The sequence below is a fragment of the Paractinoplanes hotanensis genome, from assembly GCF_023717965.1.
GTDB classification, from domain to species: domain Bacteria; phylum Actinomycetota; class Actinomycetes; order Mycobacteriales; family Micromonosporaceae; genus Actinoplanes; species Actinoplanes polyasparticus.
Genome location: NZ_JAMQOL010000084.1, coordinates 1 through 18,679, shown reverse-complemented (window position 1 = coordinate 18,679; position 18,679 = coordinate 1). Strand labels below are relative to the sequence as shown.

Sequence of the window (18,679 nt, the reverse complement as noted above, 5' to 3'; positions counted from 1 at the left end):
ATCGACATCTCTGGTCGCGTGACCCTGTTCGTCCGGCCAGGAACCCGTGGCCCGGCCGGACGCGGACAGCTGAGTCGCTCAGTACTGGCAGCGCAGCACGAGCATGGCGTGGGCGGGGACCCGTACGCCCTCCTGGGCCTTGACCGTGCCGGCGTTGGCCAGCAGGGGGTCGGCGGTGTCGACGGCGATCTCCCACGCCTGGCCGTAGGCCGGCTCGGGCAGGGTGAACTCGACCTCCTCGGGCGACGGGTTGAACAGCGTCAGGAAGGAGTCGTCGACGATGGCCTCGCCCAGGGCGTCCGACTCGGGGATGCCGTGGCCGTTGAGGAACACCGCCACCGTGCGGGAGGCCTCGGGCGACCAGTCCTCGTCGCGCATGGGCGTGCCGTCCAGCCGCAGCCAGGCGATGTCGGGCAGCTTCGACTCGCCGGCGGGGGCGCCGGTGAAGAAGCGGCGGCGGCGGAAGATCGGGTGCTCGGCCCGCAGGCGGGTCAGTTGCCGGGTGAAGACGGTCTGCACGTCGTGGTGGCGCGCGTCGGCCCAGTCGATCCAGCTGATCTCGTTGTCCTGGGCGTAGACGTTGTTGTTGCCGCCCTGGGTGCGGCCGAGCTCGTCGCCGTGCGCGATCATCGGCACGCCCTGCGACAGCAGCAAGGTCGCCAGGAAGTTGCGCTTCTGCCGTTCGCGCAGCGCGACGACCTCCGAGTCGTCGGTCGGGCCTTCCACGCCACAGTTCCACGACCGGTTGTGGCTCTCCCCGTCGCGGTTGCCCTCACCGTTGGCGTCGTTGTGCTTCTCGTTGTACGAGACCAGGTCGTTCAGCGTGAAGCCGTCGTGCGCGGTCACGAAGTTGATGGACGCGATCGGCCGCCGTCCGTCGATCTCGTACAGGTCGGAACTGCCCGCGAACCGGGACGCGAACTCGCCCAGCGAGGCCGGTTCGCCGCGCCAGAAGTCCCGCACGCTGTCGCGGTACTTGCCGTTCCACTCGGTCCACAACGGCGGGAAGCCGCCGACCTGGTAGCCGCCGTCGCCGACGTCCCACGGCTCGGCGATCAGCTTGACCTGCGAGACGACCGGGTCCTGGTTGACCAGGTCGAAGAAGGCGGCCAGCCGGTTCACCTCGTGGAAGTCGCGGGCCAGCGCGGCGGCCAGGTCGAACCGGAAACCGTCGACGTGCATCTCGGTCACCCAGTAGCGCAACGAGTCCATGATGAGCCGCAACGACTCGTGGTGGCGCACGTTGAGGCTGTTCCCGGTGCCGGTGGTGTCGTAGTAGTACTGCTTGTCGTCGTTGACGAGCCGGTAGTACGCCGGGTTGTCGATGCCCTTGAACGACAGCGTGGGGCCCATGTGGTTGCCCTCGGCGGTGTGGTTGTAGACCACGTCGAGGATCACCTCGATGCCCGCCGCGTGCAGCGCCTTGACCATCGACTTGAACTCCTGCACCTGCCCGCCGCGGCCGCCGAAGGACGCGTAGTCGTTGTGCGGCGCGAAGAAGCCGATGGTGTTGTAGCCCCAGTAGTTGCGCAGGCCACGCTCGACCAGGTTGCTGTCGTGCACGAACTGGTGCACCGGCATCAGTTCGACCGCTGTGACACCCAGCTCCTTGAAGTGCTTGATCATCGCCGGGTGAGCCAGGCCGGAGTAGGTGCCCCGGACGTCCTCGGGGATCCGCGGGTTGTGTTCGGTCATGCCCTTGACGTGCGCCTCGTAGATGACCGTCTGATGGAACGGGATGCGCAGCGGCCGGTCGTTGGCCCAGTCGAAGTACGGGTTCACGACCACCGACTTCATCGCGTACGGGGCCGAGTCGTCGTCGTTGTAGGCGTCGGGATCGCCGAACCGGTACGAGAACAACGCCTCGTTCCAGTCGTTGTGTCCCTCGATGGCCTTCGCGTACGGGTCGAGCAACAGCTTGCTGGGATTGCAGCGCAGCCCGGCGCCCGGGTCGTACGGACCGTGCACGCGGTAGCCGTAGCGCTGCCCCGGCACGATCCGCGGCAGATACCCGTGCCACACCATCGCCTCCCGCTCGGGCAGGTCGATGCGCGTCTCGGTGCCGTCGTCGTCGAACAGGCACAGCTCGACGCGCTCGGCGACTTCCGAGAACAGGGCGAAGTTCGTGCCGCCGCCGTCGTAGGAGGCGCCGAGCGGGTACGGCGAACCAGGCCAGATCATCATGGTGCGGCTACTCGTCTCTCTCAGGGTCGGACAGACTCGTTTACCCAGTTCGAGCCGGATCAGACCGAGTCCTTCACCACTCCAGGGTGATCTCGAGCGCCTGGGACGGGACGATCGGGTCGTCCACGTCGACAACCGCCAGCAACCGCACGGACAGCCATGTGATGCCGGCGACTGTTGTAGGTTCATCATCCTGGCCGACAACACTGGAAGTGGTCATGCCTCGCCGGTCTCAGCGCGCTGGCCGGCTCGGATACGGGGTGACGGTTTGTCCAGACGAGTCTTCATCTCCTACGCACACCAGGAAAAGCACGACGACGTCGTACGCGAGCTCTGGGCATTCCTACGTGCGAACGGCATCGACGCACGCCTGGACATGGTGGCCGCGGGTCAGCGGCAAGACTGGGCCCTGTGGACCGCAGATCAGATCCGTGAGGCAGATGTCGTGCTCTGCGTTGCTTCCGACCTGTACCGACAGCGAGCGGAGGGCCGATCAGGACCGGACCACGGCCGCGGCGTGCAGTGGGAGGCCCGGCTGGTGCGCGACGCGTTCTACGCCACACAGGACGATCTTCAGAAATTTGTGCCGGTCGTCCTACCGGGTCAGACTCTCGCCGGAGTTCCGGACTTCTTGACTCCTTCCTCGACGACGGTGTACACCGTCTCCGACTTCACCAAGGCCGGCGCAGAGCAACTGCTCCGGCTTCTGCTGCAACGGCCGGAGTTCGACGACATCCCCCTCGGCGAACCCCCGGAGTTTCCGACCTGGCGACCCGACCAGGACAAGAATGGCACCGGCCCACCGGACACCGTCCCCGCTTCGGTGAGCCGGAGGAACGATGCCGCATCGCCGAGCGACCCGCAGGGCACCCGCCACTCCAGGTTGATCCGCGAACTGGAGCAGATTCTCAGCAAGGGCGGCGTCCTGGGCCTCGCCATCGCGTCACCTGAGTACCAATTGCGGCGCCTGGCGGCTATCCACGGAATCGACGGAGCCGAGCGGATCGTTGCCTCGACGAGCAAATTCCGCTGGTGGAACGGAAAGCCGATGCACAGCATTGCCTTCACTACGTGGGGCCTGCGAGTCATCTACCAAGGGAAGGTCTTCTCCTGCGCATACCAGGAGCTCCATCGATGCCAGGCCGAAATTACCAGGGAGGTAGCGTGGCGCGATCCGGAATATCCGATACTCGAGCGCCACGAGGACTTCCTGACGATGACATACGGGGATCAAGAGATCAAAATTCAGGGTTCCCACCTCAACGTCGCTCTGGTCGCGCGCCACATCGAAAGGCTGGTCGAGCTCGTCCGCGAGCGGGACGACCTGTTCCCACAGCCTTGACCTCCCACTCCACTGCTCGGGCTCGAGTGGTGGAGACGGCGGGGGAAGATGCCCTCCTCGGGAATGTTCCGTCCGTGCCCGCCATGGCCTGGACGACGGAGGCGCGAACCGGTGCAGGCAGTTCCACGGGCGCGGAAGGTGGAAGACGCTGATTTTCGGCGGGCTACAGGTTGTTGATCCGCGCCAGTAGCTCTGCTTCGGTCAGATTTTCCAGGACCGCGTCCTGCTTGCGGTCCAGGACCGCCAGCAGCTTCTCCTTCTCCAGCTTCTTGGCCGCGACCGCCTTCGCCGCCTGGTCCTCCCTGAGGCGGACAGCGATGACGTGCTTGACGACATCCAGCTTGGTCTCCAAGGTTGCCTTGGCCGGATTGGCCTCGGTGGCCACGAACGACTCGGTGTCGACGGCCTTGAGCTCGGCGTTGACCGCCTTTGCCACATCATCGAGGCTGAAGCCGGACTTGGCGGTCAGCGGCAGCTCCCACAGCTGTTCCGTGGTCAGCAGTCCCTTGGCCGACGGATAGCGGAACTTCTCCCTGGTGGCCTTCTCGAAAATGGTCACGGTGGCCTCTCTGGAATATCTGGGCAGGGAATCAGAACTGGATGCTGATGAGGCGGCGCCGACCGCCGGTCATGGTCACCTTGGCGACCACCGAGCTGCGGACCGTAGAGCTGAAGCCTAGGCCGGAAAGCTGATCCGGGGTCGGCTCACACTTGGTGCGGTCGCCGAGCACCTCGAACACCTTGCGGTGAGGTTGCAGGTCGCTGCGGAGGAACTCGTTGTAGATCCCTCGCGTCGGCTGGTCGTTGACGCACCCCTCCAGGATGAAGAAGTAGTGCCGGTTGCCGACCTCGTTGTCATCGAAGTAGTTCGGCGAGTACATGATGGTGGACACCGGTAAGAACTGTTCGGTGGTGATGCCCCACAACTCCTTGCCCGCACTGCCCGGCTGCACGTCCTTACCCGGCCGGAAGGCGGTGATCACCCCGCCGGCAACCGTCATCAGGCCCACCTCGACGGTCTGCTTCTGGCCGACCGCGCGCTCGTGGCTGTAATGCTCGATCTTCCCGTTGCTCTCGGTCTCGATCACGAAGCCGAACTGGGCGCTGTCCCGCTTGCGGTACTGGTTCACCTGGATCCGATACTCACCGTCGGGGACACGGTCGGTCCAGGTGACGTTCTCCACCGGCTCGCGGGAGAGCGTCCCGCTGGCGTTCATGTCGACGTCCAGCTTGTTGCGCTTCTCCTGGTACCAGATGTGGTCGCCGTTGGGTTCGTGAACGTGCAGGTCCAGGTCGTCGTGGTTGAACCAGGACAGGCTCACCCGCAGCTTGCCGGTGACGTTGCCGCCGGCCCGCTTGACCTTCTCCCTGATCGAGTCGGTGACGTTGCCGCCGTACGACCAGCCGAAATCGTTGTCCCACTTGAACAACCGCGGAGCAGCCGGGTGCCGGCCGGTGGTGAGGCTGACGAGGTGCGGCTCGTAGGTGTTGGCGACCCACAGGTCGATGGTGGCGGCGTCGGGCAGGATGTCTTTCACGAAGGAGACCACGGGAATCTCCTCCGGATCGGCGTCGCGAAGGAGCGCACCTGACGACCGGGGTGCGGCAGCCTGCATGAGCAGCCCCTCGATGCCGTCCTTCATCTGTGCCTGGGCGTCGTTGTCGACCCACAGCACGTTGGTGACCGACACGTCGGACAGCCGGGCGAACCGTCGCTGCAACGACTCCTCGATGCCTAGCTCGGCAATGGTCTTCATGGCGGCCTTGACCATGCCGGGGGTGATCAGCGTTGTGGGGCGCTGGTAGTTCTGCGGCGCCACCTTCGCCTCGAACGACCGAACTGCCTGCTCCAGGCTGATGCCCACGGAGAGATCCTGGACGAGGGTGCCGATCACCGTGTTGCGGAACCGGGCCGCCGGGTTCATGGCGTTGGCGAAGACGAAGGCGCGTCGGTTGGTCGCCTCAGTCCACCGGTTCTGCAGCGAGCGGAACTCAGTCACCGCCCGGCGATGCTCCGCGCCGCGGTAGAGGGCGTTGTCGTCGATGAGGTTGACGACGGTGTCCAAAGCGTGCCGGTTCAACTCGGCCAGGCCACGCTGAAAGACCTGCACCGCGGCGTCGAAGTTGCCCTGTGCCGCGCCGATGTCCTCGATGCGATGCCGCTTCTCCACCCGGCCCTGCAGGTGATGCCACACCTCGACCTGGCCGTCGCGCAGGGTCCGGGTCGTCTTCGTCCCGTACTGGGCCTGAGCGGACCGGAAGATGGTGGACAACGGCAACGAAAGAACGAACTCGTCAAGAGCGGCGGCGACGACGGAGAAGACCGGGTCGGATGCCGACACGCCGGACCAGACGGTACGGACCCGCCCGTCGTGGATCTCGACGACGTTGCCGAAGTGCTTGATGAAACCGCGGCAGGTCGAGCAGTCGTACTCGGATCGCTGACGGAACCGCAGATTCGTGCCGGCGGGGAAGGAAGCGAGAAAGGTGAGCCAGAGAGAGTCCCGGTCGAGACCGTCGCCGACGGCGTACAACTCGCCCTTGGACATGGTGGACAGACGCAAGGTCACATCCGTCGCGAACTGCTGGAAATCGCCCACCGTTTCATCCCCCTTGATCGCCGGAGATCCTACGGAGCGAACGCCGATCGGAGAAACGCGTTTCTGGCTGTCCGCACGGTCACAGACAAGTGCCCGCGGCCGGCGTTCAGTCGACCGGAGCGCGTACGGCGGTGCGTGCCGGGCCGGCGGTCAGCAGTTCCGACAGTTGGCCGGTGGCGGCGTTGAGCGCATCCCGGCCCACCCCCGTGGTTGCCCCGTGGTTGCCTCGCGGGTGCCGACAGGCCTGGGCGGTCGAAACACTTTCAAGCACGTCGGGCTCGCACCGAGGGACCGTGTGAACGCGCGCTCGAACAGGTGCTCACTTCCGCCGCCGACAGCGTGAATGTCGGCCGCGGCTCGCTCTGCGGTAGGTTTCCAGCGATGATCGCCGGCCACGATGCCCGTCCGCTGGTCTTCCTCGACGTAGACGGGCCGCTGATCCCGTTCCGCACCCGGCTAGGGCAGCGGAGAGACTCCTCCAGCGATGTCGCCGGTCCGGCGAGCGGTGCGTTAGGCAACCCACTGGTGGACCGGCTTGATCCAGCCGACGGGGGCAAGCTGTTGGGGCTGGGGTGTCAGCTTGTCTGGGCGACGACGTGGATGGCAGATGCCAACGAGGTCATCTCGCCCCGGCTTGGTCTTCCGGATCTGCCAGTGGTCGAGTTTCCCGATGCCGACGATGAGCCGGAGCGTGGGCTGCATTGGAAGACGATATTCCTCACTCGCTGGGCTGCCGGGCGCACCTTCGTGTGGATCGATGACGAGACGACCGACGCCGATCGGCGTTGGGTGGCCGGCCACCATCCGGGGCGGGCATTGGTGCATCAAGTCGACCCTTTGGTTGGTCTCTCCGACGCGGACTTCTCCTCGATCAGAAAATGGCTCGCGTAACAAGGCGCTCGCCTGCCGCAAGTCGTGCTGGCCGCAACCTGCGCGAGGTCGGCACGCCCGGCGGTGCGCGGAGCTACCGATGAGCCGATGCCCCGGTCCTGGCGTCAGGCAGGATGTCGCGGTGTGGCACTCAAGAAGTCCGGGCAGTTGTGGCGTGGACATGACTTCGATGATCTCGCCGAGTACATCAGACGCTTCAAGGCCGGCGGTTATCCGTTAGCGACTGTCGTCGAATCCCGATGCGGCGACTGCGGCGGTCGAGCCTTCCGCATGAACATCGACGAAGAGGAAGCGACGCAGCGGGTTTGCCGCCCTACCGGGGCAGGACCTCGACGCCACCACGCTGGTACGTGCGCCGTATTAATGGTCGTCTCAGATTCGCTCGGTACGAAGTAGGCAGCAGATAGGCAATGTAGCCCGTATGTAGAAGGCTAGTGATGGCAGTCAACGCAGCACCGTCCGGCGAAGCGCCGGCCGGTCGGTTGGCAGGCCGGTGGGTGCCGTGCTTGGTGGGCGGCGCTGGCGGCGGTCCTGGTAACGGGCGTGCACGCCCGGGCTACCAACCCCGCTCGCCGAACCGGCATACCGGCACTGTGAACAGGGACAGCACGCGCCGGCTTCCGTCCCAGATCGCTCGCCGCATCTGGACATCGAGCGGTGAGGCGGACCTGCTCCATGAGACAGCTGCGGGTGCCGCCGGGCCTGTGTGCCCACCGACCCTGGCCGGGCAACGACGGCAAAGCGGTGAAGCGCCACCGGTTTCATGGAGCACCCGTGTGAAGTTCGAGAGCTGTTTCAACGGCCCGCCGGCGGGCCGCTTCACGGAGCGGTTGGGCTGCCCCGGTCCCCAGCTAGACCTACAACTCCAGATCCCTGACAAACCCTGGCCAACCACTCATCGGAGGTCTTGTGTCTTCACGTCCAGATTCCACGGTCGTCGATCAGCAGTCCGGGGGCGTGCTGTCAGCCAACGCTGATGACGCTGCGGCCAGGCTCGTCGGCGCCGTCAAGCGATACGGCTCCGGCCGGTCGGCCGTCGTCGCACTCGACGACGTCACCATCGCGTTTCCGGCGGGGAAGTTCACGGCTGTGATGGGCCCGTCGGGTTCGGGAAAGTCGACGATGATGCACTGTGCCGCCGGGCTGGATCAACTGACGTCGGGCCGAGCCTTCGTCGGCAGCACCGATCTGTCGGCCCTCGACGACCGCGAGCTGACCTTGCTGCGCCGAGAACGGATCGGGTTCGTGTTCCAGACGTTCAATCTCGTGGCGACGCTCACGGCCGAGGAGAACATCTGTCTGCCGTTGGCGTTGTCGGGCCGCCGGCCGAGCGGTGCAGCGCTCGATCAGGTCGTGTCGATGCTGCGCCTCGGTAATCGCATGCATCATCGGCCGACGGAGCTCTCGGGTGGCCAGCAACAGCGCGTCGCCGTCGCCCGGGCGCTGGTCACCCGGCCGCAGGTGGTGTTCGCCGACGAGCCCACCGGCAATCTCGACACCCGGTCCGGACAGGAGATCCTCGGATTCCTGCGGTCAGCGGTCGATCTGCATGACCAGTCGATCGTGATGGTCACGCACGATCCCAACGCCGCTGCCTGGGCGGACCACGTCGTGTTCGTCGTCGACGGCCGAGTGCACGACGTGATGGATCGCCCGTCGGCCGATGCGGTGCTCGACGTGGTGAAGGGCCTGGGGCGATGAGCCAGATGGTGCGGAGCGCGGCCCGGAGCGTGTTCGCGAGCCGGGGTCGGTTCGTGCTCACGGGCACGGCGATCGCACTGTCGGTGGCGTTCCTCGTCGCGACGCTGGTGCTGTCCGACTCGATGCGCGGCCGAGCGGCCAGCGACATCGCCGAAGCGTTGGCTGGGACGGACGCCGTGGTGCAGGGCGTCGCCCTCGGCGAGCCCGGCGGAGGGCCGGGAGATCCTGCCAGGTCGGTTCAGCGATCGCTGGATCCCGACATCACCGAGCGCGTGGTTGCGGTCGACGGCGTCGACGGGGCCGCCTCGCAATGGGTCGGCTTCGCGAAGCTGGTCGTCGACGGATCGTCGGTCGGCACCGGAACGGCGAGCGACGTCGGTCGCAACTGGGTCGCCGACCCGGCGCTCAATCCGTTCCGGCTCGCGAGCGGGCGACCACCGACTGAGGTCGGAGAGATCGTGATCGATCGATCGCTCGCCGATGACGCAGGCGTGGCTCCCGGTGGCGTCGCACAGGTCCTGACCGCGACGGGGATGCACGACGCGACCATCACCGGTGTCGCGAAGTTCGCGTCGGCGGACGCGGCACCGCTGCAGCGAACGATTCTCCTACCCGACGGAGCGGTGTCCGCCTGGCTCGACACCGCGGCGCCGACCGAGGTGCTCGTCGACGTCGCGGAGGGTGCCGACCGCGCTGAGGTGCTCGGCCGGCTGTCGGCACTGTCCGATGGCGAGGTTGTGGACGGACCGGATTACATCCGGACGATGCAGGACGCCGCGACGTCACCCCTGCAGTTCCTGAACGTGTTCCTCCTGGCCTTCGCCGCGGTCGCGGTGTTGATCGGCGTGACGATCATCTTCAATACGTTCGCGCTCACCGTCGCCCGCCGTCGGCGGGAGTCGGGTCTCCTGCGTGCGATCGGTGCGGAACGACGCCAGGTGCTCGGCGGAGTGGTGATCGAGGCGGCGTTCGTCGGAACGATCGCCACGCTCGCCGGCCTCGTATGCGGCGTCGCGGGAGTGGGGGCGCTGCGCTGGGTCGTCGGACTGACCGGGGTCACGTTGCTCACCGGACCGTCGATCGTGAGCACGGCCTCGATCGCGATCGCCGCGACCGTCGGTATCGCCGCAACGATTCTCTCGGCATGGATCCCGGCTCGCCGCGCGGCGGCGACGCCGCCAATCGAGGCGCTGCGCGAGAGTATGGCGGAACCCCGGGTGGTGAGCCCGGCACGGACTGCGAGCGGGCTCGTGCTCGCCGTGGCGGCGATCGCTGGAGGAGCTGTGGCTGTGGTGGGCTCGAAGCCAGTGTGGCTCATGCTCTCGGCTGCCATCGTCCCGGCGCTCGTGCTGTGCGGCCCGGCGCTCGTGACCGCCGCAGCGCGTGGCGGCGCTCCGGTGGCCCGCCGCGCCGCCGGTGTGTCCGGCTCGATCGCAGCGGGCAACCTGGCCGCGAGTCCACGTCGATCGGCATCGACGGCGCTCGCGCTCATGCTCGGCGCCGCGATGGTGACGATGTTCGCGATCTTCGCGAGCTCACTGACGAGCGGGGTCGGGACCGACGTTCGTGAGGGACTGCAGGCCGACCTGGTGGTCACGTCGGCGACCGCCGACTTCCCGACGATCGACCCCACCCTGGCCGGCCGGATCGCAGCGCTGGCCGACGTCGACGCGGTCGCTGCGCTGTCGGTCGCCGAAGGGATCGTGGCAGGCAAAGCCGAGGCGATCGGCGGCATCGACCCGACGGCCCTGCCCACCATGTTCGACCTCGACCCGATCGCCGGCGACCTCGCCGACCTGCGCGAGGGGGGCGTGGCCGTGGTCGGTGACGACCCGGCGCTGCTCGGCGGCACCCTCGCGATCGAGTTCGAACGCTCGACCATCGAAGCGCCGATCGTTGCCGTGGTCGCGAGGAGCACCGGCGGTTTCGAAGCCCCCTTGTACTTCGTCGACCGTACGACACTCGACGCCGCGGTCGGTCGTCAGCTCGACGCGCTGGTGTTCGTCGACCTCGCCGACGGAGCGGTCGCGGACGCCGAGGCAGACGTGAGGGTGCTGGTCCGAGACACGCCCGGGTCGTTCTTCGAGACCCGGGCAGAACACGTCGCCAACAGCGGGAGCGAGATCGCCGCGTTCGGGAACTTCATCGACGGGATGCTCATCCTGGCGAGCTTGATCGCGCTGCTTGGAGTCGCCAACACCACGGCGCTCGCGATCAACGAACGCACTGGAGAGATCGGGCTGCTGCGAGCGGTCGGTGCGACTCGCCGAGAGCTGCGTCGCATCGTGCGACTCGAGGCGGCACTGCTGTCGTTCGTGGCAGCGGCGATCGGTATCGCCGCCGCAGTCGCCTTCGGCTGGGCGCTGATCGACGTCACCGGTGGCGCGGAGATCCCATCCGTCGTCGTACCGTGGCCCCGCCTCGCAGTGACGCTCGTCGTTGCGGTCGCGGCCGGCGTCGTCGCTGCAGCGTGGCCCGCGTTCCGGGTGTCTCGGTTGCCCGTGCTAGAGCTGGTGAGCCGGGACCGCTGATGCGCAGGTCCCTGCACCTGGACCCGGCGGCCCATGGCCGGTCCCGGTGCAGAGACCTCCCCGGCGGAGTACCCGCCCGCCATCGGTCGCGACGATGATCATGCCGTGACGCACACGGATCACCACACCGGTCGCGCCGATCTCGCTGCGCTCGTCGCCGCGTCGGCGGTGTCGACCGGCAAGTTGGCCATCGATCCGGACATCGTGACCGGACGGCAGCTCCAGGCGTCCCCGATCGCGACCGTCGCCGCAGTGCTGCCCGTCGTCGCCAAGCGATTCGGTCGAGCCGCCGTCGTGGCGATCGGTGTGCTGAAGTCGTCACCCGGAAGGCGTGGGCTACGGCCGCCCAGCGCTGGGGCGCCACTAACCGTGCCATGAGCCTTGTCCTCGACACCGCCGCCGTCATGCGGGCCGCCCTACCGCAGAAGGCCACCCGCGCCGCTCGTACGATCGCCAACCCGGACGTCGTGCCGGCGACCGCAGAATGCTACATCCCGAACTGACTGCCTCGGCCACCAGCGCACAGGCGTGAGCCGTGACTGCCGGCGACTACGCCTCCGTCAACCGGACCTGCGAAATCGCCCTCACCCGAGGGACCGGCCACCCTTACCGTCATCCTTTGGAGCTGGTCGGCCGCTGCCACTTCGGGCTGACACCGTGAGGGCTCCCCCGTGGCTCGGAGGCCGTTCTGTGGCTCGGGTGTCAGGCTGAGGTGGCGGCGATGAGGACCGCGGTTTGTTGGCGGCTGGGACGAGCCGGATTTCGTCGCCGGGCTGCGCGTTCTGGGCTGAGGTCGGGTCGGCGAGTTTGGCGCAGGCGTACAAGACCCGTCGTTCGGGGGTGCCGAGGGTCATGGCCACCTCCGTCCAGGTCACCTCGACCCGCTCGCCGCGCAGGAGCCGGGCTGCTCGGAGGATGTCGGCCAGTTCATCGAGATCGGCGGTATCGAGGTCAGGAATGGTGATCCCGGCGAAGGTGTGCCGCTGAATGTCGACCAAAGCCTCGACCAGAACGGCGACATTGTGCGGACCGGGTCCATGGTCAATGCCCTCCAGGGGCCAGACGCCCGGCAGAGCGGGCCCGCCGCGCACGGCGAGCACTAGTTGGGTGCCGGCGGTCATGGCGGCCTTGAATCGGATGGCGGGGAGCACCTCGGCGGGGCTTTTCCCGCCAATGGGTTGCGGTTCGACGCGGATTTCGTCCTGCCCGTCCGGCCCGTTCATCAGCATGGTGAAGGCGAGCGCGCCGGCGCGGTCTTTGCCGGAGAGCCACACGCCGACCGTGTTGAGGCCCCGGGCGAGTTCGACGTCAACGAGGTCCAGGGTGTGAATCGGCTGGCCGTTGGCGTTGAGCAGCCGCAGTTCAAGGTCGGGCAGGTTGGCGGCGTTGCTCGGCACCGCCATTACGGTGAAGCGGCCGTCGCCGGAGGCGCGGTGGATCCCGGGCGGTCCGGTGACAGCGGTGACCGTGCCGGGAATGTCGGCGAAGGGTGCGCCGAAGTCGCGGAAGGCTTCGATCGCTTCCTGATCCGGGGATCCGTTCTCCACCGTGAGGCGGATCGAGGTGCTGATAGGGCACAGCTGCAACGCGGCGGGGCTCCTTGGGAAGATCCGCATGACCCCGAAGCGGTCCTCGGTGACCTGCCGGTATTCGACGAACGCGGCGTTGGTCTCGGTCTGCAGGGCGGCCTCGAGGGGTTCGTCGCGTAGGCGGCCGGCCCGCAGGTCGATCTCGTAACGGTAGAACGGGTCGACGTCGTTGAGGGCGCTCGACAGCGCGATCATCCGCGAGGTTGTCGCCTCGAGCAGGTCTTCACCTGGGATGCCTTCGGGCACGTCTCGTCCGCCTTGGAAGGCGTTGGTGATCGCGCGGTGCAGGCGCTCGCCGCCGTCGCCGAAGTAGAACTCGACCAGCGCGGGGTTCTCCGCGGCCATCGCTTCCAGCGTGGCGCGGCCCATCCAATCGGTCGGGAACTGCGCCTCGGCGGTAAGAGTTTCCAGCCATTCCAGGGCCTCGTTGCTGGGATTCCACGGGCAGGCCAGAGACCACGACTTGACCGGCGCGTTGGGCGCGGTCTCCGCGAAGAACGTGGTCCAGGACTTCTCGGTCTGCGTCTTCTGGATGCTGGTCAGCGGGCGGGGGTAACGCTTGACCTGGAAGAAACCGATCCCGTCCAGGTCGACCAGCCGCACATCGACGCCACGGTCACCGCGCGACGGCGTGATCCGGTTGCCAGGCCCCTGCTGCCGTAGCAGCATCAGCGCCGCCACGAACTCCTCAATCTTCTCGCCCGGCTCGAGTTCCCAAATTGATGCGCACCATGCCATACAGGAGACCAGACACCCCGACAAAAACGTGGGGCGAGTCAACGCAGAGCCGGTCGGACCTCATCCTGTCGATGAGGTGCCGGAGTGTCGGCGCACGAGTCGCCGTGCAGAGCCCCGAACGCCATCGAGCACACAGCAGCCAACGGCATCGGTAAGACCAGGCAGCGATCTGACGGTCGAGGCGCGGCCAGAGTATTCAGACACACACGGTGACGGGTGCCCCTCCGCCGACATCCGGATTTGCCGAAAAACAGTGCGTTGAGCGGGTCGTGTCCTGACGGGTTTCTTGATTCGTGGTTACGAAGTCAGAATGAGTAAGGTCGCGAAGTAACGGGGCAAGGCCAGAACAAAGCTGAGAATCTTGCTGGCCAGCCTTGTAAGCTCCGCGAGGCGCCTTCCCGAAATCTCCGTATCCTCCGGTTTGTCCACGCGTCAGGATGCGTCATTGCTTCGTCGTAGACAAAGTTTGCGGTGCGCCCTTTGGCATCAAGGAATACCCGCTCAGCTGTACTGATCCTCCAGCGGGCGTCACGCTGAACGTCCGAGGTGTTTGACGAAAGCGGGCACCTCGGTCGTCCTGCGCCCATAGCGTTTGCCTTGTGGTGGGGACGATTCCGCGGCGGGGCAGCGCCGCGCTACTGGCGTTGCTGGTCGCAGCGTTGGTGGTGCTGGTCGACACGCACCCGGCGAGAGCGCTGCCGCCCGGCTTCGTGCCCGGTGCGGTCACCTATGTTCGCGCTGAGGCGGGGTCGGGCCCGGTCATCGTCCGGGTCGGCCCGGACGGCGCCCGGACCACGATCGACGAAGGGCTGGGCATCCCCGAGCTCATGGCGCTGGGTGACGACGGCACCCTCTACGTGCTCTACTCCACCAGCCTGGGGGACATGCGGCTTTACGCGCATCGGGCTGACGGCTCCTATCCGGAGATCCCCGTCCCGGCGATGTCGGCGCCGGCGAGCATGGCCGTCGACAGTGCGGACGCGGTGTACATCGCGGATCAGAACGGAGGGGTCGTCAAGATTCCGGCCGGCGGCCCGCCGGGCGTCGCGCCGTTCACCGGTCTGCTCACCCCGGACGCGCTGGCAATGGGCGGTGACGACACTGTCTACCTCTACGACTCCAACTTCGGCCACGGCCAGGAGGGCGGGGTGGTCAGCCTCTCCCCGAACAGCACCCAGCGGACGGTCTTCAGCGGATCGCTCGACAACGGCGTGCGCATGGTGGCCGACCTGCAGGAGAACCTCTATCTGGCCCTGACCAACCGGGACAAGGTCATCAAGATCGCGCCGGACGGGACACCGACCGACCTGCTGACAGGGCACTACGACCTGGGCGGCATCGGGCGGACGGCGGATGGGGAGCTCTACGTCGCGCTGTACGGCACGGGCCGGGTCGCCCGGGTGACCAGCGGCGGCCTGCCGGAGACGGTGATCGACGGGCTGCCCGGGGTGACCGCCATGGTCGTGCGGACGATTCCCACACCGCCCACCACGGTGACCGCCACGCCGGGCGACGGCCAGGCCGAGGTGTCGTGGTCGGGAGCCACCGGCAACGGCTTCCGGCCGATCGACTTCTACCAGGTCACCGCCTCGCCCGGTGGCCGGACGTGCACCACCACGTCCGCGACGGCGTGCACCGTGACCGGGCTGTCGAACAACACCGCTTACACGTTCTCGGTCATCGCGTCGAACACCGGCAACGACGTCGGCGGATCCAAACCGAGCGTCGCGTCGATGGTCGTGACGCCGGTGGCGCTCACCGTGCCGCCCGCGCCGACCGGGATGACCGCGGCACCCGCGGACAGCGCGGCGGTCGTCTCGTTCACGCCCGCCGGGAACGTGGGCAGCGCCATCCTGCGCTGGGAGATCTCCACCGACGGCGGGGCGAACTGGAGCACCCTGGCCACCCGGGCAGGGGTCGGGCCGGCGCTCGACGCGGACGTGCCGGGCCTGGTCAACGGCACGCTGTACACGCTGCGGGTGCGGGCGGTCAACGCGGTCGGCGACGGTCTCGAGGCCACCGCGAACGTCACGCCGGCCGACGTGCCGGGCCCGCCGGGCAGCCTCAGCGCGGAACCGGCCGACCGGTCCGCGGTGCTCACCTTCCAGGAACCGGTCGACGGCGGGGCAACAATCTCCTCGTACGAGACGAGCATCGACGGCGGGGGAAGCTGGCAGCCGTTCACCGACTCGGCCGCGACCGGCGGCCGTACCGGCACCGTGGGTGGCCTGACCAACGGCACGCAGGCGCTGGTGTTGCTGCGAGCGCGCAACAGCGTCGGGCCCGGGCCGCACTCGGACGCGCTGGTGACTCCTGCGACGACGCCCGGCGCACCGACCGCCGTACTCACCCGGCCCGGCGACGGCAGGATCGACATCGAATTCGAACCACCGACCGGGGACGGCGGCAACACCATCACGGGGTATGAGGCCAGCACAGACGACGGGGTGAACTGGGCAGTGCTGGCCACCAGCCCGGTGGGACAGGGAAGCACCCTCGGCGGTTCAGTGGGCAACCTCGCCAACGACACGACCTATCAGGTACGGGTGCGGGCCGTGAATGCCCGGGGTGGGGGTGCCGCGAGTGCGGCCGTGCCCACCCTGCCGGTCCCGTCCTCGCCCAGCCCCTCCTCGCCCAGCCCCTCCTCGCCGTCCCCGTCCTCGCCATCGCCATCCACGTCGCCGTCCTCGCCGTTGCCGTCGCCAACTCCGGGGGTACCGCCGCCCTGGATCTCGCCCACGCCGTCGCAGTCGCCGTCACCATCCGAGTCGCCGACCCCGTCACCTTCGGCGTCGCCGTCTGCTTCCCCGGCACCCTCTGTCCCGGATTCACCGTCACCGCCGCCCACCACTGCGGTGCCTGGGCCTTCGGTACCCACCGTGCCCACCGGTGTACGCGCCCTGGCCGGCACCTCGTCGTTCACCGTGTCCTGGAGCGCGCCGGCGTCTAACGGCGTCGCCGTCACCGGATACCGGGTGGCCGCCGCACCCGGCCCTGCCACCTGCGTCACCACGGGCGCGACCAGCTGCGTCCTCGGCGGCGTGGCCGGCCAGTCGTACACGGCGTCGGTAGTCGCCCTCTCCGCCGGCGGTTCGTCCGCCTCCTCGGACCCGTCCAGCAGCGTGGTGCCCACCGCCCCGGCCACCGCAGGGACCCCGCCCCGAACCGACCTGTCGTTGGACACCGACCGTGGCCCGATCTCGACCACCACGCCCGGCCAGGAAGTAGTGATGATCGGCAATGGCTTCGCGGCCCACTCGACGGTGACCATCACGTTCTACTCGCGGCCAACCGAACTGGCGCGCATCGTCACCGACGAGGACGGCAGCTTCCGGCACGCGGTGACGGTTCCGCACGGTCTGACACCGGGGCAGCATGCCTTCGTGGCCACCGGGGTGGACCGCACCGGCGCCGTCCGGGCCATGCGTCTCGACGTCACGCTCCGCCCGTCGCCCGGCACGCTCCCGGTCACCGGCACAGCGGCCTTGTGGCTGCTGGTGGGCGGGCTGGCCGCGACAACTGCCGGAGCAGCGCTACTGGCCGCCACCCGCAAGATCGTCTGATGTGAAAGGCTCCGCTCCGCCGTGTCCCGCCGGGGTACCTTCGCCCACCGTCGAACGCCGCCCGACACACGCTCCCGGCGTCGGATTCGCCCCGCAGACACCCACGCCCGGATTTGGCCGGGCAGCGGTCGTAGCTGGACGACGGCCATGATGTGCAGGACGCGGTTGATGCGCCGGTTGCCGGCGCGGAAAAGCCGATGCCGGTTCTGGTCACCGGAGGAAGCGTCCAACGGTGCGGTGCCGTTCCAGGACGCGAAGTGGGCCCGGTTGGCGAAGCGGCTGATGTCGCCGATGTCGCCCAGCAGGCGGGCGGCGCCGGAGGGGCCGATGCCGGTGAGGTCTTGCAGGGTGCTGCCGGTGCTGTCGACCAGATCGGTGAGTTCGGCGTTGGCGACCTTGATCTGTCGGTGCCGAAACGGCCTTGCCCGACGGCTTGCTCTCGCTCGTTGATGATCTCGGTGGTGGCGGAACGCTTATGCGGATCCACACCGATGACGACCCGGGCCATGCCGTGTCCTTCCTCGATTCCGACAGGACTGTCGGCGAGGAGGGCACCGCTACTTTGAGCTGGGCAGACCCCTCTCGAGCCTCTCCGCGCCGCGGTGACCGGCAGGCGCATGCCAAATCTGAGCCACACCAACACTGCGGTGGGCAGCCGAATTGAGAGCGGCTCCGCCGGTCACCTCGACCATGCCTGGCCGGGCGCGGTCGTGCCACCAGTCAACAAGTAGCCGAGTTGAGTACTTTCCTACGTGTTTGGCGGAATGAAGGCGGGTTGATCGATCACCCACAACCAAGTTCCGTCATCTTGCTGGCGCGCGACCTCAACGGTCACGGTTCCGTCAGGTAGCCGGGTCGACGTGAGAGCCAGCTTGCCGGCACGCAGGGTCGGACGATGGCTACCTGGTTCGAAAACTGGCCGTCCTTCCAGCAAACGCTCGAAGGTTCCGCGAATCTCTTCCGATCCGTTCGCGACCCCGTCTTCGGGTAGAGCCAAGACCGCATCCGATTCGTAGAGGGCAACGAGCCCTTCGACATCGCCGGTATTGAGCCGAACGACAATCAGCCGGCTGAGGTCTTCGGGGTCTGCTGCGTGTTCTAAATCGGCATCCATGTCGCCGACCCTGCCAGTGAGGTACGACAAGGGACGTACTGATCTGCCGCCGATAGTGCTCGCTGGCGTGGTCGAGGCCGTAACGCTGTGTGTCAGAGCATCTGTTCCATGGACTCCCGCTGGCGGGGACCCGGATGACCGATCGCATGACCGTCTGCCTGCCGCTCGGACCGGTAGGGGTAGTGGTGACCCGGTTTCTGCTGGTCCCGTACCTACGACGGTTGCTCAGGCAACGCGCCGCTCACGTCAAGCGCGTGGTCGAGGCGAACGCGGATCGAGCCTGACGACGCCTCACCGACCTGGGCCGCGCGGGGCTCATGCCGCGCATTTTGCGTCTGATCTCGTGCGATTACTGAGCTTCTGGAGTTGAGGTCACTCTCGTGTCCACATCGCCGTTTCGAGTGATTCCTGCTGATTCAGGTCTCA

The 18,679-nt window shown here is 67.5% G+C and carries 13 protein-coding genes and 1 pseudogene; 7 read left to right on the top strand and 7 right to left on the bottom strand.

Going from position 1 to position 18,679, the window contains the following annotated elements; genetic code table 11:
• Nucleotides 1-78: 78 nt before the first annotated feature.
• Both glgX and LXN57_RS45495 read right to left on the bottom strand, forming a co-directional pair.
• Nucleotides 79-2,184 (bottom strand): glycogen debranching protein GlgX, encoded by a 2,106-nt coding sequence (gene glgX / locus LXN57_RS45500; protein WP_251804544.1) that lies wholly within the window; start codon nt 2,182-2,184, stop codon nt 79-81.
• 73 nt (nt 2,185-2,257) lie between these two features.
• Nucleotides 2,258-2,404, bottom strand: coding sequence for a hypothetical protein (locus tag LXN57_RS45495; RefSeq protein WP_251804543.1), 147 nt, complete (start codon nt 2,402-2,404; stop codon nt 2,258-2,260).
• Nucleotides 2,405-2,452: 48 nt separating this feature from the next.
• Here LXN57_RS45495 and LXN57_RS45490 point away from each other — a divergent pair, with 48 nt between their 5' ends.
• On the top strand, nt 2,453-3,526 hold the full coding sequence (locus LXN57_RS45490) for a toll/interleukin-1 receptor domain-containing protein (protein ID WP_251804542.1): 1,074 nt from the start codon (nt 2,453-2,455) through the stop codon (nt 3,524-3,526).
• Between the two features lie 163 nt (nt 3,527-3,689).
• Here the strand turns inward: LXN57_RS45490 and LXN57_RS45485 are convergent, their stop codons facing one another.
• Both LXN57_RS45485 and LXN57_RS45480 read right to left on the bottom strand, forming a co-directional pair.
• The gene (locus tag LXN57_RS45485; RefSeq protein ID WP_251804541.1) at nt 3,690-4,085 is read right to left on the bottom strand and encodes a hypothetical protein; all 396 of its coding nucleotides are present in this window, start codon (nt 4,083-4,085) and stop codon (nt 3,690-3,692) included.
• Between the two features lie 31 nt (nt 4,086-4,116).
• Nucleotides 4,117-6,126 carry a DUF8224 domain-containing phage-derived protein gene (locus tag LXN57_RS45480; protein WP_251804540.1) on the bottom strand — a complete coding sequence of 670 codons (2,010 nt, stop codon included), beginning with the start codon at nt 6,124-6,126 and terminating at the stop codon, nt 4,117-4,119.
• Nucleotides 6,127-6,507: 381 nt separating this feature from the next.
• On the opposite strand from LXN57_RS45480, the gene LXN57_RS45475 reads away from it, so the two are divergent.
• The 5 genes from LXN57_RS45475 (at nt 6,508) to LXN57_RS48125 (ending at nt 11,752) form a co-directional block, all read left to right on the top strand.
• Nucleotides 6,508-7,017 carry an HAD domain-containing protein gene (locus LXN57_RS45475; RefSeq protein ID WP_251804539.1) on the top strand — a complete coding sequence of 170 codons (510 nt, stop codon included), beginning with the start codon at nt 6,508-6,510 and terminating at the stop codon, nt 7,015-7,017.
• 957 nt (nt 7,018-7,974) lie between these two features.
• Complete coding sequence (locus LXN57_RS45470) at nt 7,975-8,718, top strand: ABC transporter ATP-binding protein (RefSeq protein ID WP_251804561.1); 744 nt, start codon at nt 7,975-7,977, stop codon at nt 8,716-8,718.
• Nucleotides 8,715-11,249 (top strand): FtsX-like permease family protein, encoded by a 2,535-nt coding sequence (locus tag LXN57_RS45465; RefSeq protein WP_251804538.1) that lies wholly within the window; start codon nt 8,715-8,717, stop codon nt 11,247-11,249. The genes LXN57_RS45470 and LXN57_RS45465 overlap by 4 nt, the downstream gene beginning before the upstream one ends.
• A 105-nt stretch (nt 11,250-11,354) precedes the next feature.
• Nucleotides 11,355-11,627, top strand: coding sequence for a hypothetical protein (locus tag LXN57_RS45460; RefSeq protein WP_251804537.1), 273 nt, complete (start codon nt 11,355-11,357; stop codon nt 11,625-11,627).
• On the top strand, nt 11,624-11,752 hold the full coding sequence (locus tag LXN57_RS48125; RefSeq protein WP_285904759.1) for a hypothetical protein: 129 nt from the start codon (nt 11,624-11,626) through the stop codon (nt 11,750-11,752). The genes LXN57_RS45460 and LXN57_RS48125 overlap by 4 nt, the downstream gene beginning before the upstream one ends.
• Before the next feature lie 81 nt (nt 11,753-11,833).
• Here LXN57_RS48125 and LXN57_RS45455 read toward each other — a convergent pair whose 3' ends face one another.
• A complete protein-coding gene (locus LXN57_RS45455; RefSeq protein WP_251804536.1) occupies nt 11,834-13,519 on the bottom strand; it encodes a PDDEXK family nuclease in 1,686 nt (561 codons plus the stop codon).
• Between the two features lie 659 nt (nt 13,520-14,178).
• On the opposite strand from LXN57_RS45455, the gene LXN57_RS45450 reads away from it, so the two are divergent.
• Nucleotides 14,179-17,139, top strand: a complete 2,961-nt coding sequence (locus tag LXN57_RS45450) for a fibronectin type III domain-containing protein (protein ID WP_251804535.1) — start codon at nt 14,179-14,181, stop codon at nt 17,137-17,139.
• 140 nt (nt 17,140-17,279) lie between these two features.
• Here LXN57_RS45450 and LXN57_RS48120 read toward each other — a convergent pair.
• Nucleotides 17,280-17,486 (bottom strand): annotated as a pseudogene (locus tag LXN57_RS48120) (transposase); the annotation flags it as partial.
• A gap of 401 nt (nt 17,487-17,887) precedes the next feature.
• On the bottom strand, nt 17,888-18,253 hold the full coding sequence (locus LXN57_RS45440) for a YybH family protein (RefSeq protein WP_251804534.1): 366 nt from the start codon (nt 18,251-18,253) through the stop codon (nt 17,888-17,890).
• Nucleotides 18,254-18,679 lie beyond the last annotated feature (426 nt).

What these genes read in the sequence shown, in the direction of transcription:
- glgX (WP_251804544.1), bottom strand. Translation starts at nt 2,184, where the DNA reads ATGATGATCTGGCCTGGTTCGCCGTACCCGCTCGGCGCCTCCTACGAC.
- LXN57_RS45495 (WP_251804543.1), bottom strand. Translation starts at nt 2,404, where the DNA reads ATGACCACTTCCAGTGTTGTCGGCCAGGATGATGAACCTACAACAGTC.
- LXN57_RS45475 (WP_251804539.1), top strand. Translation starts at nt 6,508, where the DNA reads ATGATCGCCGGCCACGATGCCCGTCCGCTGGTCTTCCTCGACGTAGAC.
- LXN57_RS45465 (WP_251804538.1), top strand. Translation starts at nt 8,715, where the DNA reads ATGAGCCAGATGGTGCGGAGCGCGGCCCGGAGCGTGTTCGCGAGCCGG.
- LXN57_RS48125 (WP_285904759.1), top strand. Translation starts at nt 11,624, where the DNA reads ATGAGCCTTGTCCTCGACACCGCCGCCGTCATGCGGGCCGCCCTACCG.
- LXN57_RS45440 (WP_251804534.1), bottom strand. Translation starts at nt 18,253, where the DNA reads ATGGATGCCGATTTAGAACACGCAGCAGACCCCGAAGACCTCAGCCGG.